16 protein-coding genes are annotated in these 17,067 nt (G+C 55.9%); 3 read left to right on the top strand and 13 right to left on the bottom strand.

Features of this window, described 5'->3' with window-relative positions; all coding sequences use genetic code 11:
- Nucleotides 1–16 precede the first annotated feature (16 nt).
- The 8 genes from GQR90_RS07170 to GQR90_RS07135 form a co-directional block, all read right to left on the bottom strand.
- Nucleotides 17–901, bottom strand: a complete 885-nt coding sequence (locus tag GQR90_RS07170) for a type II secretion system F family protein (RefSeq protein WP_158773495.1) — start codon at nucleotides 899–901, stop codon at nucleotides 17–19.
- 22 nt (nucleotides 902–923) lie between these two features.
- Entirely contained in the window at nucleotides 924–1,787 is an 864-nt protein-coding gene (locus GQR90_RS07165) for a type II secretion system F family protein (RefSeq protein ID WP_158773494.1), read from the bottom strand.
- Nucleotide 1,788: 1 nt separating this feature from the next.
- The gene (locus tag GQR90_RS07160) at nucleotides 1,789–3,195 is read right to left on the bottom strand and encodes a CpaF family protein (RefSeq protein ID WP_158773493.1); all 1,407 of its coding nucleotides are present in this window, start codon (nucleotides 3,193–3,195) and stop codon (nucleotides 1,789–1,791) included.
- Nucleotides 3,192–3,968 (bottom strand): tetratricopeptide repeat protein, encoded by a 777-nt coding sequence (locus tag GQR90_RS07155; RefSeq protein ID WP_158773492.1) that lies wholly within the window; start codon nucleotides 3,966–3,968, stop codon nucleotides 3,192–3,194. Before GQR90_RS07155 ends, GQR90_RS07160 begins: the two co-directional genes overlap by 4 nt.
- A gap of 10 nt (nucleotides 3,969–3,978) precedes the next feature.
- Nucleotides 3,979–5,868 (bottom strand): pilus assembly protein N-terminal domain-containing protein, encoded by a 1,890-nt coding sequence (locus GQR90_RS07150; RefSeq protein ID WP_158773491.1) that lies wholly within the window; start codon nucleotides 5,866–5,868, stop codon nucleotides 3,979–3,981.
- A gap of 280 nt (nucleotides 5,869–6,148) precedes the next feature.
- Complete coding sequence (locus tag GQR90_RS07145; protein ID WP_158773490.1) at nucleotides 6,149–6,895, bottom strand: SAF domain-containing protein; 747 nt, start codon at nucleotides 6,893–6,895, stop codon at nucleotides 6,149–6,151.
- Nucleotides 6,896–6,975: 80 nt separating this feature from the next.
- Nucleotides 6,976–7,356: a hypothetical protein gene (locus GQR90_RS07140; protein WP_158773489.1), complete on the bottom strand. Its 381-nt coding sequence runs from the start codon at nucleotides 7,354–7,356 to the stop codon at nucleotides 6,976–6,978.
- A gap of 504 nt (nucleotides 7,357–7,860) precedes the next feature.
- The gene (locus GQR90_RS07135) at nucleotides 7,861–8,616 is read right to left on the bottom strand and encodes an extensin-like domain-containing protein (protein WP_158773488.1); all 756 of its coding nucleotides are present in this window, start codon (nucleotides 8,614–8,616) and stop codon (nucleotides 7,861–7,863) included.
- Nucleotides 8,617–8,881: 265 nt separating this feature from the next.
- Between GQR90_RS07135 and GQR90_RS07130 the strand changes: the two genes are divergently transcribed.
- On the top strand, nucleotides 8,882–9,892 hold the full coding sequence (locus GQR90_RS07130; protein WP_158773487.1) for an LLM class flavin-dependent oxidoreductase: 1,011 nt from the start codon (nucleotides 8,882–8,884) through the stop codon (nucleotides 9,890–9,892).
- Nucleotides 9,893–10,001: 109 nt separating this feature from the next.
- Here the strand turns inward: GQR90_RS07130 and GQR90_RS07125 are convergent, their stop codons facing one another.
- Nucleotides 10,002–11,633 carry a BCCT family transporter gene (locus GQR90_RS07125; protein WP_158773486.1) on the bottom strand — a complete coding sequence of 544 codons (1,632 nt, stop codon included), beginning with the start codon at nucleotides 11,631–11,633 and terminating at the stop codon, nucleotides 10,002–10,004.
- A gap of 265 nt (nucleotides 11,634–11,898) precedes the next feature.
- Between GQR90_RS07125 and GQR90_RS07120 the strand changes: the two genes are divergently transcribed.
- On the top strand, nucleotides 11,899–12,273 hold the full coding sequence (locus tag GQR90_RS07120; protein WP_233266472.1) for a hypothetical protein: 375 nt from the start codon (nucleotides 11,899–11,901) through the stop codon (nucleotides 12,271–12,273).
- A 196-nt stretch (nucleotides 12,274–12,469) separates the two neighbouring features.
- On the opposite strand, the gene GQR90_RS07115 is transcribed toward GQR90_RS07120, so the two are convergent.
- On the bottom strand, nucleotides 12,470–13,213 hold the full coding sequence (locus tag GQR90_RS07115) for an HAD family hydrolase (protein ID WP_158773485.1): 744 nt from the start codon (nucleotides 13,211–13,213) through the stop codon (nucleotides 12,470–12,472).
- 350 nt (nucleotides 13,214–13,563) lie between these two features.
- Between GQR90_RS07115 and GQR90_RS07110 the strand changes: the two genes are divergently transcribed.
- Nucleotides 13,564–14,376 (top strand): OBAP family protein, encoded by an 813-nt coding sequence (locus GQR90_RS07110; protein WP_158773484.1) that lies wholly within the window; start codon nucleotides 13,564–13,566, stop codon nucleotides 14,374–14,376.
- Between the two features lie 90 nt (nucleotides 14,377–14,466).
- On the opposite strand, the gene GQR90_RS07105 is transcribed toward GQR90_RS07110, so the two are convergent.
- The 3 genes from GQR90_RS07105 to GQR90_RS07095 all read right to left on the bottom strand — a co-directional run bounded on the left by GQR90_RS07105 (nucleotide 14,467) and on the right by GQR90_RS07095 (nucleotide 16,917).
- Nucleotides 14,467–14,655: a DUF3008 family protein gene (locus tag GQR90_RS07105; RefSeq protein ID WP_158773483.1), complete on the bottom strand. Its 189-nt coding sequence runs from the start codon at nucleotides 14,653–14,655 to the stop codon at nucleotides 14,467–14,469.
- Between the two features lie 120 nt (nucleotides 14,656–14,775).
- A complete protein-coding gene (locus GQR90_RS07100) occupies nucleotides 14,776–14,985 on the bottom strand; it encodes a hypothetical protein (protein ID WP_158773482.1) in 210 nt (69 codons plus the stop codon).
- 105 nt (nucleotides 14,986–15,090) lie between these two features.
- Nucleotides 15,091–16,917, bottom strand: a complete 1,827-nt coding sequence (locus GQR90_RS07095) for a dipeptidase (protein ID WP_233266471.1) — start codon at nucleotides 16,915–16,917, stop codon at nucleotides 15,091–15,093.
- Between the last annotated feature and the right edge of the window lie 150 nt (nucleotides 16,918–17,067).

Raw genomic sequence — 17,067 nt, 5'->3', positions numbered from 1 at the left:
ACCCACCCCGACTGAATCACCAGAGTTCACTCATCAGCGCCAGGACTTCCTGCACCCTGAGGCTTGCGGGAAATATCACCAATACAAAGAACAGTGGCCCTCCTACCAGCAGCATCGGGAACAAGGCCTTGACACTTCGCTGCTGCACGGCCTTCAACTGGCGCTCTTTCTGCTGCCGTGTCAGCTGAGCCGCAAAGGCTTCCAGCACCTTGTGCAGCGGACTTCCCATCTTCTTGCCGGCCACCAGCAACATGGCGAACTGCCGCAATTCTCGACTGCCGGTGCGCTTGTAAATCCGGGTGGCAACTTCCTCAAGTGACAAGCCGCCTTCCAGCTCGGCGCTGAAGAGCTCAAGTTCAAAGGCCAGCGGGTGGTGAGGCTGCAACGCCTGCCGTGCGGCTTCTCGCAGGGAAGCGGCCAGTGATAGTCCGTGACGTTGATACGCCAGTGATACTTGCAGGAGATGACCCAGTGCGGCGGCGATGCGTGTTTGACGTTCACGCTGCCGCTGATGCAACCATAGATGCGGTAGCAGAAGGCCGAGCATAACCCCCACGCCCCCCCACAGCCCACTGCCTGTCACACGGAAGATCAGCAGCGCGAAGGAAGCTGGCAACAGTATCTGGAAACACCACCAGCCTATTATCGCTCGCCGCGGATTGAGCCCGGCCTGGCGCATACGCCGACGCGGAGTGAGCGATTTGCCCTGCTTGATGTTGTCTGGATTGCGCAGCAACTCCTGGAGAACATCTGCCAGGCCCCCCTCCTCCAGCTGAACATTGAAGGTACTGCGCAGGGCCAGGTATAACGCCAGCAAGGCACCCAGCACACATAGGATGATGACATCGGGAAGATAGGCCTGCGGAAGGCTCCATTGCGGAAGTCCGGCAAAGACGCTCATGGCGACACCCTCAGCAAGAGGCTCATGGCTCTCGCCTCATCATCTGGCGGAGCCAGGCGAAGCCGATGATTTGGCAAAGCACGGCACCGAGCAACAACACGCTACCCAGCGGATGTTCGAACAACAATCTCAGCCAGTCAGGCTCTTTCCACAGAATGAACGGGATGATGGCATAGGGCAGCAAGGCAATGACCAACAGCGAATAGCGCGCGCCAGAGAGTTCAGCCCGTAGCTGACGGCGCATCTGATAGCGGACGTGCAAGGCAGGCAAGAGTGAGGGGAGCAGGCTGGCGAAACTCATGCCGCGCCGTTCAGCACTGATCATGGCAGCAGTGAACAGTCTGACGCTCTCACAGGGGTAAAGGCGCGTCATGCGCTCACTGGCTTCGGGCAATGACAATCCCATGTCCAGCCGATAGACCAGCTGCATCAACTCGCGACGCAATGCGCCCAGGGAAGAAGAGCCGGCCAGCCGGAGTCCATTACGCAGGTTGTCCCCGAGTGCAAGACTGGCTTCCAGCATGTCCAACGCCTGGATGAGATCGCCCTCGAATCGAAAAATGCGACGACTGGCAAATTCGTGGAGCAGGAAACCAACCAGCAGCAGGCTGGTCATCAGCGCCAACGCGGCCAGAATCAGCTTGCCGGGGAACCAGCCGAGAAAGATCACGAAGATCAGCACGCTGCTGCCCCATACTCCCGCGACGAAGAGCGCCGGTCGCATGCTGATATCCAATAGCGCCAACAGTCGCTCAAGGCGTGACATCTCGCGGCGATGCATGAGTCCCAGCGTGGCATCGGTGCCCATGAAGCGTTGCGCCCTGACCATGCTGAAGATCAACCAGAGCGAAGAAAGCGCGATACACGCCAGTAGCAGGATGAGCATGTCAGCCTCCTTGCGATGGCGAGTGTTCGATCCAGGCGTCTGTCAGCGTCTTCGGCAGATGGCCGCCACGAAGCGTCAGGTGGGAGATGAAGGCATCCAGCGTCTCACGGCTACCGTGATAAGCGCTCTCGGGGCACGGCGTGCCAGGTTCAATCTTGTGATGACGCTGCAGGAGTTCGCGGGGCTGCTGCTGTCCCAACCAGGCGAGACTGGCGAGTTGGCGATGCCCGTCACTGTCGCGCTTGAGATGCACGATGAGCGCTCCACTCAGGCGCACCATCTCCTCGATGACCTGACGATCGGGATGAGCATTGCTCATCAGCGCCAACGCCAACATGCGCACGGGCACATCCATGGCACTGTTGGCATGTACGGTGGTCAGACTTCCGTCATGGCCGACCGTCATCGCCTGAAGCATCTCGAAGACTTCCCCACCACGTGCCTCGCCGACGATGATACGGTCAGCGCGCATGCGCAGTGCCGCGCGCAGCAACTCGCCCATCCCCTGCGGCCGCGGGGTGTCGCCGGCCACGGGATAGCTCTCTAGCCTGACGACATGGGGGTGATGCAGGTCAAGCTCAGCGCACTCTTCCACGCTGACCAAGCGCTCACGCGAACTGATGTAGCCGGCCAGATAGTTGAGCAGTGACGTCTTGCCCGCCCCAGCCCCTCCACTGATGATGATATTGATACGTGCGGCGACGGCGGCTTCCAGCAGAGCCATGAGATTTGGACTCATGAAGCCACTGTCGACCAGACGCTGCTGATTCAGATAATGCCGGCGAAATTTGCGAATGGAGATGAGGGTGCCATCAGGCGTCAGGGGCGCACAGACGGCATGCAGGCGGCTGCCGTCCGCCAGGCGTGCGTCGACGATAGGATTGGAGGCATCCAGATGCTTGCCCAGCGGCGCGATCAACCTGGCCACGAAGCGCTGCAGGTGAGATTCGTCATCGAAACTCAGTTCAGTGGGCGCCAAGCTGCCGCCGCGATCTGCCCATACCTGATCCGCGCCGTTGACGAGGATATCACTGACCGTCTCGTCGGCCATCAGCTCCGTCAGCGGGCCGAAACCGCAAAGGTCATTGGCGAGCGTTTCCAACAGCGCATCGCGACTCTCGTCATCCAGATGAATCTGGTACTCATCACATAACGCCGCGAGAGAACTCGCCAGGCGTAATTGGACACCTTCCATGGCGGCCTGTTGGTTTTTCCCCACCTCTCCCGCATGAGGTGATGGGCGACTTCGACGCAAAGCTTGCCCCTGCTCATCGGCGAGACGCGTGACCAATACACGCTTTAGGCGATCCATCACTTCCGGCGCAATGACATTGATTTCGGCATCTTCCGTCACGCTGACCGCGGGCTCCCTCCCCCCTCGTCGCATGCGCGAGAACGCCCCGTTCATGAGGAGGTCCTCACGCCGTTTACACCATGTTTCAAGGCATCACCACGACAATGTCCCGCTGTGGCCAGACGCAACAGATGCGCCCGGGTCGGCTGATGGTCCTGCTTGCGTGCCAAGCTTGTATCGAATTGATGACAGGCATCCGCCAGTTGACCCTGCGCTTCATTGACAAGCCCGCGGTGATAATCCACTCGCCAGACAGGCGCACCGAGTCGCAAAGCCAGTGTCAGCTGTTGTTCGGCATCATCATAGCGCCCCTCGACATACCCCACCGCGGCGAGTCCCTCATAGAGTCCGGCATAGTTGGGATGCAGCAGCATGCCACGCTCCAGCACGTTGCGCGCCAGTGTCGTGTTGCCCTCTTCCAGCGCCAATTGACTCCTGAGCACGAAGGCCTCAGGAGGATGGGTTGGCCCGATGCTCATCTGGTCCAGGAAAAATTGCGCCTTGTCGCCACGGCCAGCGGCGTGACTGAGCAAGGCATTGAAATACAGCACCTCCGGGTTGCGGGGGTATTCGACATGCAGCCGCTCTGCTTCGCGCAGAAGACGCTGGCAATCGACCATGGGGCTTGCGACGTCATCCAACTCCAGGCAGGTACGCCCCTGCACCATCAACTGTTGGTAGCGCTCATTGAGATATTCGAGTCTATCGCCGGCATCCGGACGGGATTCACGCATGCTGTCAATCGAATTGCAGCCGGCCATCCCGCCCAGCATCAGTCCGATCACGCTAAAGACACCAACACGAAACAACACGTTTAAGAGGTTCATGGCGCACTCCTTAGCGGGTAGGCGTTAGACGATTCATCGGCATGTCAGCCAGACGGCTCGCCCCATCAGGGAAGCTCCACTGAGCCACCTCATTGATGGGCTCACGAATCAAGGTGGGCGTGACGATGATGACCAGCTCCTTATCCACATCCGAGCGGTTGAAGGATCGCGTCATCCAGCCGAGGATCGGCACATCGCTGGCACCGGGCACTCGGTCCTCCTGACCACTCATGTCACGCGACACTAGTCCTCCCAAGATCAGTGGTTGGCCATCACGCAGGCGGGTGGTGGTCCGCAGGCTACGCACATTGAAGGCGGTACTGTTGAGATTGGAGCCGGTGCTGTCCGCAATCTGCTGAGTCAGCAAGGTATCGGGAGTAGAGATGGTCGGCAGTACGTCCAAGGTGATGCGATCGTTCTCGTCGACCAGCGCACGTACGCTCAGCTGCACACCGAAGGATTTGAAGTCGGTGCCGCTGAAGACACCACTGGTATTGGCCCCCAAGGTGTCATCCTGGCCGACACCTGACGGAGCAAAGGCGGAAGGTACCGGAATCTCGCCCCCGACCTGGAAGACTGAGCTTTCACCGGACAGCACCGTCAACGTCGGGCGCGACAGGGTGCGTGAGATACCTTCGCTCTCCATCAGACTAAACAGCAGATCAAAGGCGATATCACTGCCGCCGATCTGCAAATTGTTGATGAGCGTGCCGTCCAGAATCTGCAAGGCATTCTCAAGCCCCGAGGCGCCGGCAGCTCCAGTCTCGCCCAGTGCAAGCGGACCGCTGGAGTTATAGCCGTTGGTCATGATGCTCAAGTCCGGCCGCCAGGCTTTCATGCGGGAGCGATTGACCTCATGCATCTGGATGGCCACCCGCACCTGAGGCACGTCACGCACCTCGATCATCGAGATGAGGCGGCCGCCAGCGATGGAAAGCACCTTGGAGCGTGCGATATTGTTGCGAATATTGTTCTCGAGACTTCCGCTGCCACTGATACCACTGCTAGAGGCGATCGAGCCACTGTAGTTACCGGTCCTTGCGCTATCTCCCATCAGAGCACCGGATTCATCCGCAAGCACATTAATCCCCGCCTCTCCGCCTGCCAATGGGCTACCTCCCACGATCCTGGCGGCCACGTTCAAGATACGCGTCAGCGCGACCTGATCTCTCACCTCACCTTCCAGCAGAAAGGTATCGAAGAGATCATTGGCCATTTCGCCATATTGCAGACGACGGATGCTGACTTCCTCGCCGCCCAGCGAGGCGATGGCCTCCTTCAACTTGTCGGCCATTGGCTTGGGCTTCTGGGTCACCTTGATCAGATTGATTACCGGGCTGGAAGCCGCCATTCCCGTCTGGCTCATGCCGGTTGTCGCCAGCCCTGCGGGCAATCCCACTCCCAACGCTGGCTGAACCCTGCGCTGGCCGGACAGCAGGTAGTCCATCGCCGCCTGCTGCGCCGCCTGGCTGTATTCGAGCGTGGGCACCTTGCCGCGCATCACGAGAATCGGCCGATCAGGCGCCTGAGAGATCGAAATGGAAGGGTGGATCTCACGCAGCGCGCTGCTAAGCACACTGAGGTCTGGGCTGACACTGAACAGGAAGGACTCATTGCTGCCATCGGCATACCACACCATCACGGTAGTACGGCCAACTTCCTTGGCTAACATCAGAACTTCTCGCCCGCCTATCACCTCGACTTCGATGATGCTCTGCTTACCGACAGCGATACGCTCGATATCCTTGCCAAATGCCAGCCGGGCGTGGGTCCACTGCACCAATGAGCGTAAGCGCGTGCCACCACTGCTATAGGCTGTATCAATATTGATTAGCCCTGCCGCCGGTACCAGAGCAGGAGTTTCATCTTCTGCACGCGCCAGATCGATAGTGCTCAGCAACAGCAGCGCCAGACAAGAAATAGCCCAGCGGGAGTATCCGTTGGCAGACTGAGAAAGTATGCGCACTGAGGAATCTGATTGCGCATGACCACTACTCATATCGTGACGTCTCGCGCTATAGAGGCAACCAGGAAGCCTATTCATATAATCTCCAAGTCAGGTCGCTCTCGAAAAGAGCACCGAGACCACCAATGAGGATAGAAAGGAATGCTTCGCAAGGTATTACATGTCACATATAGAGCAGTCGATAATTTAGTTATCGCTTAAAAATTACAATAAATTATAACTTTAGAGTAACGTTACGCCGCTGTAATCCTTGATAAATTTCTATCTGACGCGTGTGTATTACAGGTGCTATCGGTAGACGGTGTTTCATATTCTGCCCATGCAATACCAACGAGATGCGTTCTTGTCCACCGATGCTGGCAAGGCGAAAAACATCTTGAGGTAATGCAGCAATTACCAAGCCGGAAGATTCATTCGCTTGCTTGCTATTAGAGCGATTGGATAAGGTGGCCAGTGGTCCACTCGCAACGAGGGCGGGTTTGCTACTATTCATGGTTCCCATCAATTTGACCTGCTCGGCGATAACCCGAACTCGTCCATTCATGCTACCAATGACATCAAATGTATCAGTGGGCTTGATCTGAGATACCGGAAAAGAGTGGTTCGCCATCGGTAATGAGAACAACACACGATCTTCAGGAATATAGTGAGAAAGGCTTTGTCTTTTAACGGGTTGCAAATCCTGAGGTTGAATTATCTCGCCAGGCATCCGATTGCGCGTCATCACTTTACCAATCGCAATACTCATGTCCTGTAGACCACCGACAACATCTTTCATCATTCGGAGCTCTAGCATTTGAGAGGATACGACTTGGCCCTTGGCAATCAACCCACTAGCAACCAGCACTTCCTCTGCACCTACGCGTTCATATTGGCGATATCCTAGAAGGCTGGCCATTGAGGTAGACATCAGGAAGACAACCATGGCAATTGTCGTACTCCCATTGAGACGAATATTCATGGCGCACCCCCAGTTTCATTCAGGCTTGTCATTGAATAAAGGTCGAGCATCAATATCATGCTCGACCCTATGGTGGTTCCTTACGGTGTAAAGCTGCTGCCGCTTGTTACGTTTTCTGCACCGCCACCAAGACTAGGGCCAGAACCATTGAGAGCCCCTGATTCGCTATAGTCGACGGCTACGAAGTCGAAGGTCACCTCATCACCTGCCAGAGTGTCTGTCGCATCAATGAAGCCAGAACCTTCCAAGAAGGCTGTACCTTCCCCATTTACAAGGCCATCGAAGGCATAAGACTGATCAAGCTGACCAATCGCCTCCGCCACATCTTCCATCTCTGCCGTTAATGAATCTCGCATGGTGACAAGTCCGACCACCATACCGATGACCATCACCGAGAGAATCAGGACCAACTCGGTTGTCATCACAAAACCTGCCTGGGACTTCTTTATATTCTTTTTCATGAGTCAATCTCCAGTGAGGATACGTGCACCGGTATGATGCTCGGGGCGTATTCGTCATGGACTGCAAACAGCCTTGCGATCTGTCTAACCTGTCCATGTGATGAAGAGTAACCAATTCTAGTCATTACGACTGTCAACGAATGTGACACGACTTCAACAAGCTAATCATATGAATAACTATTTACAGACAGCCCTTCGGAAGGCTTATCCCACAAGCAGTAAAAAATGGTAGGAACAATCAATGCCATTGCTTTTACAACATTTACTAATTGAGATAAAAGAATAATAGTTTTCAATAATAGTGAACTCATATTTATTATTTTTTACTGAATTACAGTGCTTCATATTATTGCCTACATAAAAAAAACCACTGACAGAGAGGCTCCATCAGTGCGTATTGGCCATGAACGCCACACAACGTTCAATGATGATCATGAGTCCTAAAGGACTCCGACCAAACCGGCAGGCTTACGACCTCGAGAGGGGCTGGTATGTGAAAGCACCCTAGCGACAAACACTCCAGCCACGTGTGCCGAGGTGGAAGTGGTCTCGGTGGGCGGCGTTGTAATCCGGGCCGAGTACTGTCCCGAAGCTCTCGCAGGCAGCCTGCTGTACCGCTCTCAGGAATTGTCCCGCGGAATCTTGTGCACCGGCGGCCGTCCAATCCGCCGGGAGACGTATCTCACGCCCATCAGACAATCTGAACCCTGCAACATCCAATGCATCTGCCGTGGCATGTTCGCTGCGACGGGCATTCTCGCGTCCATAGATATTGCGGCAGGCGTAACTTCCCAGATGGGTGACTCCTGTCACACGGCTGCCAAGAACCTCCTGCGCCGCTGCTTGCAAGCCATGCCGTTCAAATCTCAGCCAACTGACCGCCAGCGGACAACTGGCAATGAATGACTTATTGAAGCGCACGCCATCTGTGCTTCTGTCATGCACGCGCACGCTATTGATGAGGTCACAACCACTGTCAGTGATACTGTCTGGCAGGGACGTCACACGCCGAGGGACTTCATTTTCCAGAAAAGCTCGACAGGCCTCAGGGTTTTGGTCCAATCGTGACAGTTTCCAGCGCGTGACAAGGCCGGGGGGGTCTTCCAGATGAAGCGGAGCCCAAGGCAGATACCGCTCCGGTACCCAGTGCTTCAATACGATCACATCGCGCTGGATCGCGACGGCGAGTATGATGGCCGCCATACAGACCAGCGTAAACTTCCCTCCCCCGCGTCGTCTGGAATGTCCTGTCGGTGTCATGACGCCCTCTCCTCCTTGAGTCGAAATCCTGCGGCCATGTCTGGCTGATGGCGGCTGTCTATCGACAGTAGCCAGAAGCGGTATTCAACGCACGTCATGTGGTTGAGAATGGCGGAACTCATGCCATATCAGCAACAGTGTAATGAAGACTCACATGCTGTCTGCCTCCCCTCCGTTTCCACTATGCTGGGCGCAATCCAGCAAGCTCGCCAGTGTCTCTTTCACGTCATGGCGGCTGCGTGGTCCGGAAACATCAGGAGTCAACATGAGCGTAACCCCGTCATCTCGTCTGGGCACGATTCCCATTTCAGTACTCGACCTTGCCCCGCTACGTGATACAGGCAGTGTTGCTGAAACCTTCGACAATACTGTCAGCCTCGCGCAGCATGTCGAAGCGCTCGGCTATCACCGCCTGTGGCTCGCCGAGCATCACAACATCGACGGTATCGCGAGTGCCGCCACCTCAGTACTCATCGGCCATGTCGCCGGCAAGACATCGCGCCTGCGTGTGGGCTCCGGCGGTATCATGCTCCCCAATCACCCGCCACTGGTCATTGCAGAGCAGTTTGGCACGTTGGCAACGCTATATCCTGATCGTATCGATCTGGGGCTTGGCCGTGCACCGGGCTCTGATGGCATCACCATGCAGGCCATGCGGCGGGATCCTTCAGCCGGTGTGCACGACTTTCCGCAACGACTGGCGGAGCTAGAACAGTATCTGGGCACGCCGGCACCTGGCCAACGCGTCAAGGCCATGCCCGGCCAGGAGACTCACGTGCCGCTGTGGCTACTTGGCTCGAGTGATTTCAGTGCGCGCCTGGCAGCAGAGAAAGGCCTGCCCTTCGCCTTTGCCGGTCAGTTTGCGCCTGGCTATATGCTGGAGGCGATCAAGCTCTATCGTGAAAACTTTCGTCCCTCGGCAGTGCTCGACGCCCCCTATGTCATGCTCGGACTACCGCTGATTGCTGCAGAAAGTGATGAGCGCGCGCAGTTCTTGGCGACAACACAGCAACAGAAGTTTCTGAATCTGATTCGTGGCAAGAGTACCCGTGCCCTGCCGCCGTGCGAGACACTTGACTGGTCAGCCCGTGAAAAAGCCATGGTCGGCCAGAATTTGGCAGCGGCAATTATTGGCGGACCGGAGCGTATTCGTCACGAGCTTGAGCATCTTCTCGAAGTCACTCAAGCGGATGAATTGATGTTCAACTCCGACTTCTATGATCAGGCTGATCGTCTCAAGAGCTACGAGATATTGGCTGAGGTATGGAAAGGCTGACACCTCTACTGTCGCCGTCCGTAAAAACGCCGCCCACATCAGATGTGGGCGGCGTTTTTCGTTCACGGACTATCTCTCGACCCGTTTCAGTCAGTTTCCATCAGGGCGCTCAATGATGATCGCGCGGATTCACACGACGATTCTTCACATCTGGCGCGCGGCGTATCTTGTCTTCTTCAGCCAGAGTATCTGCTTCAAAGACGTCCGCCCCGACCGGTGTCTCACCGTGTCGACGATAGAGCTGACTGAGCATCTGGCGACGGTCTGCTCGCAACTCTTTCACCAGTACCACGACCATGCCATAAATGATGAAGGTGAAGGGCAATGCTGATAGCACCGCCGCAGACTGCAAGCCCTTGAGCCCGCCAGTGGATATCAGCGTCAGACAGATGGCCGCGATCAATACCCCCCACACCACGCGCTTGTAGAGCGGCGGATTGACGGATCCTCCATCGGTCATCTGCGCCACGATGTAGGACGCTGAATCTGCTGAGGTCACCAGGAAGATGAATATCAGACTGATCGCCACCACCGACAGCACGCCGCTGTAGGGCATCAAATCAAACATCTCGAACAGTGCCGAGGTGATATTGGCATCCGTGGCAGCCGCGAGGCCCACATCATTCGCCAGTTCCATGTGAAGAGCCGCGCCACCGAAGACACCGATCCATAGGCATGCCAGCAGTGGCGGCACGATCAGCACGCCCACCACGTATTCCTTGATGGTACGGCCACGCGAGACACGTGCCACGAAGGTACCGACAAACGGCGACCAGGCAATGACCCATGCCCAGTAAAAGACGGTCCAGGAACTGTTCCAGTCATTGTGATCGTACGGTGCCATGCGCAGACTCATGCCGATGAAGTTCTGCAGATAATCGCCAATCCCCATGGTGATGGTCTTGAGGATGTCGAGGGTCGGCCCCGTGACCAACACGTACAGCATCAGCCCGATGCAGATCACCATGTTGAGATTGGAAAGTCGCTTGATGCCCTTGTCGAGCCCAGACCAGGTTGAGGCCATGTAAGCGCAGAACATCACGCCCATGATGATGAATTGCCACTGCCAGTTCTCTTCCACACCAAAGACGAAGTGCAACCCACCATTCATCTGCAGTACACCTAACCCCAACGAAGTCGCCACGCCCATCACCGTGGCGACCACGGCAAACACATCCAGTGCCGGTGCGTAGCGACGCGCCTTGGGATGCTTGGCTGTCACTGAGGACAACACTGAGGATACGAGACCCGCCTGCCCCTTGCGGAACTGGAAGTAGGCGATGATCAGCCCGACCAGTGAGAATGCCGCCCACTGGTGAATGCCCCAGTTGAAGAAGGCATATTGAATGGCATAGCGCGCCGATTCTGGTGTCTCGCCCGGCATGTCACCGAAGGGAGGCTTCAGATAATGCTGCATGGGCTCTGCCATGCCATAGAACACCAGTCCAACCCCGAACCCGGCGGCCAGCAACATGCTGACCCAAGAGAAGAAGCTGTAAGAAGGCCGGCTGTCTTGCGGGCCTAGCCGAATCTTGCCGTACTTGCTGAGCGCAAGGCTGACCAGAAAGATGATGAAGCCGAAAACGGAAATGAGATAGAACCAGCCAAACATGCTGGTGACTGTGCTGAGCGCTTGGCCAGCCAATTCAGCAAAGCGCTCTGGGAAACCTGCCCCCAAGGCTACCAGCGTCAGAATGATGATGACTGACGCACTGAAAACGCGTTTTCCTCCGGATGCCATTAATCGCTACTCCCTGTGTGCTGTGACAGCGGCGAGGTGTTCGCGCACCGGACGGAACGAGAAGGTGGACACTTTCTCATATCCGCACTACCTCATGAACATGCCTCTAGCCACGACAAACTTCAAGGCATCATGCTGAACAAAACATGAACTGACACACCGGTGGCCCTCAATCAGAAAGCTTCAGTGGCCAAGCATGCCCATTACTCCTACAGTAATTATACAAAGAAAATTAAATCGTACGACATAGCGAGGAGACACTGGCATGCTTACTCAATCGATGACTGATAACGGCACCATATCGCCCGTTCCAACATCCGGGGCCAACCTTTCACTGGAGGGATTGACTCGTGCGCTGCAGCACGGTCTGGTACCAGTCATTGAAGTCATGTCACTAGACGGTATCTACAAGGTGAGAGTGCATCATGGCAACGGAATCTCGGACCTCACTCGCAACGACAACAGCGCACTATGGTTCAAAGGCACCGGGGAAATTCGTGACCTGATGGGCGCGCGTGGCATCAGCCATGGCGTCTTGACCTGGGCGGACCAGTGGGGAGACGAAATGATCGGCATGACCTCGAGCTCACTCAACCAGGAAGAACTGCTCGCATGGGGTACCCGCATCTGCTTCCGCTGATTGACGGATACTCATCACCCAACCTGCCAGCAGACAGCTGCTTGAGGCTCATTTGATGAGTGAATGCTTGAATGATCTATCCAGGTACATGAAGGCCTCTGACGACTGACGTGAGAGGCCTTCATGTATTGATTGACTGTCAATAGATGGCACCACCGCACAGCTCACGAGGATGACGCCATCGCTCGGAGACATATCAGTGAGCTTGCTGCTTGTCAGTCGTCTTGTGGCCGGCTTCCCGACATAGATCAGCGAACGCATCCCAATGATCCATCACCTGCCAGGCACCGGTATCCCGAAGCACCTGCGCATGACCGTCGGGAATATGGCTGGCGCCAAGGTGACCCACGACTTTCAGCCCCGCCGCTACTGCTGCCTGCATACCCGTACGGCTATCTTCTACCACCAGACACTCGTCTGCAGAGCGATTCAGGCGCTTGAGAGCCAATAGATAAAGGTCCGGGGCCGGCTTGGGATTGATAACCTCGTCTGATGTAAAGATCGGCAGCACGCCGTTCTCCATTCCTGCCGCCAAAGCCACCTCATCCAGCAGGCCGCGCAACCCTGAACTCTCGAGATTGATCTTCATCCGCGACACTGAACTGTTGGAGACAATCGCCAGAGGAAGACGCTGATCACGAATCCATTCCAGTGTCTCCCGGACTCCCGGCAAGGCCTTGAGAGAGACTGCCAAGCGATGATTGACTTCATCTGTCACTTGCTCAAGAGCATCGGCGGGAAGCTTGTGCTGACTGCGCCCTTCCAGATCAATCAGGATGTCGCGTGTCATCATGCCAAGGCAGCGATCCAGCTCGTGCTCAATCTGTTCTTCACTGCCGAGATCCGGCAGCCACTGGGGCAGCCTTGCCTTCAGCACGCTGTCGGCAATGATCTCGCTATCAACCAGTACACCATCACAATCAAATATCAGCTGTTTCATTCAGGCTCCAGGCAGTAAAGGGGATCAACCAAGACGGGGTGACCAGGGATACACAACAGGTCGAGCTGTCTACATAGCAATCGAAGCGCTGTCAGGGCACAGATACCACCCCATTGACACCAAGGTGGCAGTATCAGATTCAATGTCAGAACAACAGTGCACGACTAATGTTTGATCGGCTTTCTTCATTCATGAGGGCAACGTGGCGCCAACGCAATCCCCGAGCAGGGCTTTCGATGCAATTCACTGGATATCTTGTCGCTCACTTGACTATCTTAAGGTCAATGGACTGCAATGAGCCTGCAAATCAGGGATTCTCACGCACTCGAGAAGAACTCGTAGGAGGAAGCATGTTTCATACTGGAACTGGCCAGTGCTCTCACACTTCCCACTCCCACCCTTTGAGTCCGGACAGCAAAGCGCACTCCTCAGGGTTCGGCACCGGCATGCTGGCAGGTGCTGCCGCCGCTACGGCCTTCATCCTCGGAAGACGCCTCGCCAGCGCTCGCAAGGTCAGCCGGGGCCATCCGCTGAAACATCAGGTGCTGGACGCCGCCTCACAGGTCATGCAGCGCAAGTATCCACTGGAAGCCATGAGCACCTATCTCAATGGCTTTCACCATTACGCTGATGACATGGGCCGACAGGTTGAAGCCTGTCACTTCTGCATTCATCTGGAGCATGACCTGCACCAATGCGTCATCTTCGATTCCAACCGCAGTGATGCACGACTGATCGGCATCGAGTACATCATCAGTGCCGAACGCTTCGCGCAACTTCCAGAAGAAGAGAAACCGCTGTGGCATAGCCATCACTATGAAGTGAAATCCGGCATTCTTGTCGCGCCCGGTATCCCGGAGCTAGCGGAACGCAGCTACTTCGAGGATCTCGTCACGACCTATGGCAAGACCTTCCATACCTGGCAGATTGATCGCGATGATTTCCCCTATGGCATTCCCCAATTGATGATGGCCTTCACACGGGATGGTCAGATCAATGAGGAGTTGGTGGCACGTCGCGATGCACGTCTGGGCATCAGCACTCAAGCGCGCGGCCAGCGTCGTTCGGGAATCGAGATGCCAGAAGTCAGCCCAAAAGCGAATGGCGGAGAGTCCCCTGCCGACAGCGACTCGCACCAGCCATCTCGAGAACGCCTTGACTGAGTGCCTCACCACTCGATGATGCAAATACGCCGGCCTTGAGAACCTCAAGACCGGCGTATTCTTCACCGCTTTCTCGAAATCATTCGAGACTCAGGATTCACGCTTGTGGCGCGGTTTATCATCACGCGAAGTAGCGGCCATCGCCTCAAGCTCCGCTTCACTCATCGAGTCATACATTGAACGAGCAGCGCCCTCCAGATCGCTGACCTTCTGCTCGCCCCTGTGCGCTGCCAGTGCGGCGCCTGCCGCCATCTGCTGTGCCTGGGATTTGGCTGGCATGGAGTCACTCCTCTCTTTCCAATATCTGTCGCTCAATACTTGTCCCACAATGTGGCTCATTCCCGAGCCATGGCTTCTCACTGACTGACATGCCCTTTTGTGCCCATGACTCATGAGAGTTCAGTGTGGATGCCCACGGCGATAATTCAAGTCAAGACTTACGATGGCGACTTCACCTTGGCCAATGACGATGATGTCTTCGAGTAACCTGCTGGCGACCCGACAACTCAAGCCCTTCATTTCACTCCCCACTCGCTCTGGGATGGAGCAGATGGGAAGGACGTCCATGTACTGACGCAGCCGACGACACCAGTCATTACCGATTTTCATATCACGCCAGTTGCAACACTCTGATATGACAATGCCCGCGACATGACCTTTTCAAGGTCGGATCGCGGGCATTGTTATCGTGTCGTGCAGTAATCAGCCAGTAGCTTACTTCAAGGAATCCTGATTCCCGATACGGGCCAGCATCTCGGTAAACATCTGGATATCCAACAGCAGATTATCGACTCGTTTGAATTCTTCAGACGTATGCCCAGTATAAGTTTCGCCAGGCATCGACGGGCCGAAGTTGATGGCATTCGGCAGCAACTTGGCCGTCGTGCTTCCTGCTGACGAGCGCGGCTTGGCCTCAATGCCGGTGGTATCACCGAAGATATTGAGCAGCGTCTTGAGCCAGGCACCGCTCGGATCACGCAGCATCCAGTCTCTGATCTCGACGTTCAGAGCCATGTCCATGCCCTGTTCCTTGGCATAGGCACTCAATTTGTCCTGAATCGTCTTGCTGAGTTCTTCCGGCGTCTTCTCGCCCGCTGGTGCACGCACATTCACCGCGACGCGCAGCGCATTCTCTTCACGCTCGAGGTACGTCGGCGTCACCTTCAGCGGCCCCATGAAGTCATGGGAATAGGCGATGCCGAGCTGCTTGCCATGATAATCCAGCCCATAATTATCGTTCAGATAATGCACAGCATCCTCATACGCATTGTCCTGAAAATCGATGCCGGACGTTGCCAGCAGTCCCGCCAGCCGGGTGACCGGATTGATGCCGTGCTCCGGGCCAGAGGAATGTGCTGACTTGCCGGTGACCGTCACGATCACATCGTCATCTTCCACCTGGCTTGCGACACTGAAGTCATTGCCATGCTCTTTGATATAACGGCTGCCGAGTTCATCCAGCTTCTGGTTCAATGCCTTGGCACCGGCAGCATCATGAGCATGCAGGGTCGCGACCGAACGCTCAGGAATCTGATTGGTCGCAAGCCCGCCCTTGAAGTCGGTAATGGCTGGCAGGCTGTCTTTCGCAGTGTCTTCACTGCCTGCACGTGTCAGTGGGAAGCGCGCATCAATGGTACCGAAGCCATTCTCGGCGGTAATTGCCGGGTAGCCGCTATCCAGTACGATATTGTATTCCGGCAGCGCATTGTTGGCCTTGTAGTACTCAAAGCCCTCACCACCGGTCTCTTCGGTGGTCTCGATCATCAGGCGAATGGTGCGCTTCACCGGCACGTCATTCTCTTTCAATGACTTCATGGCATAAAGCGCCGCCGCGATGGAGCCCTTGTCATCTTCGGTACCACGCCCGTAGAGCTTGCCGTCAATCAGGGTCATCTCGAATGGATTCAGCTGCGTTCCGTCCTTGAGTGTCCAGCCCTCTTCACCGGCCGGCACCACATCGCCATGCGTCAGGATGCCGAACACGTCATCGCCCGTGCCCTTAAGTTCCACCTCGAAGACACGATTGTCGACATTTCGGAAGGACAGGCCAAATTCTTTGGCTTTGGCCTTGACCAGCTCACCAAAGCGAGCAATTTCAGGATTCTCGAATTGCGGCTTCTCACCCACCTTGAAGGTCGGGATAGCCACCATTTCCTTGAGCAGCGCTTCAACATCATCACCGTACTGCAGGCGGTTATACACGCCTAACAGACGGTATATATTGACGAAATCATCCCCCTCCAGTGTCTCACCAGCAAGATACTGCTCGATGGCACCGGCAACGACAGTATCTTCTTTATTGCGCTCGGCAACCTGCTTGAGAAAGCCATTGAAGTCAGGGGCCAGATTCTCCTGTCCCTGTTCAATCAAGCTGACCAGCTGGTCACGCTTGAGGGTGTGGTCGCCCTGTGGCGCCTGCTTGTCAGCAGTATCGTCATCAGTCATCTCGGCAGCGCTCGCAGGAAGCGCACTGCCCAATCCAAGAGCAAGACCGAGTACAAGAGCAGTCTTGCGAGAAGTTGCGCGTGTAGAAATCGACATTGAATATCCTTGTGATGAGCGGCTGTCCGTACTGAAGTTCAGCACTGTCCAGCAAGACTGACGATCAGTACTGGCCGCACATGGAGAAGAGACTTTCGAGAATGCCGCCGCTATCTCCCTTACCGAAAGATGCATCATCGCAACAAAACC

Origin of the sequence: Cobetia sp. L2A1 (genome assembly GCF_009796845.1) — a bacterium.
Lineage (GTDB): Bacteria > Pseudomonadota > Gammaproteobacteria > Pseudomonadales > Halomonadaceae > Cobetia.
Note: the sequence above shows the minus strand (reverse complement) of the source record. Positions and strands in the feature narration are given on the sequence as shown.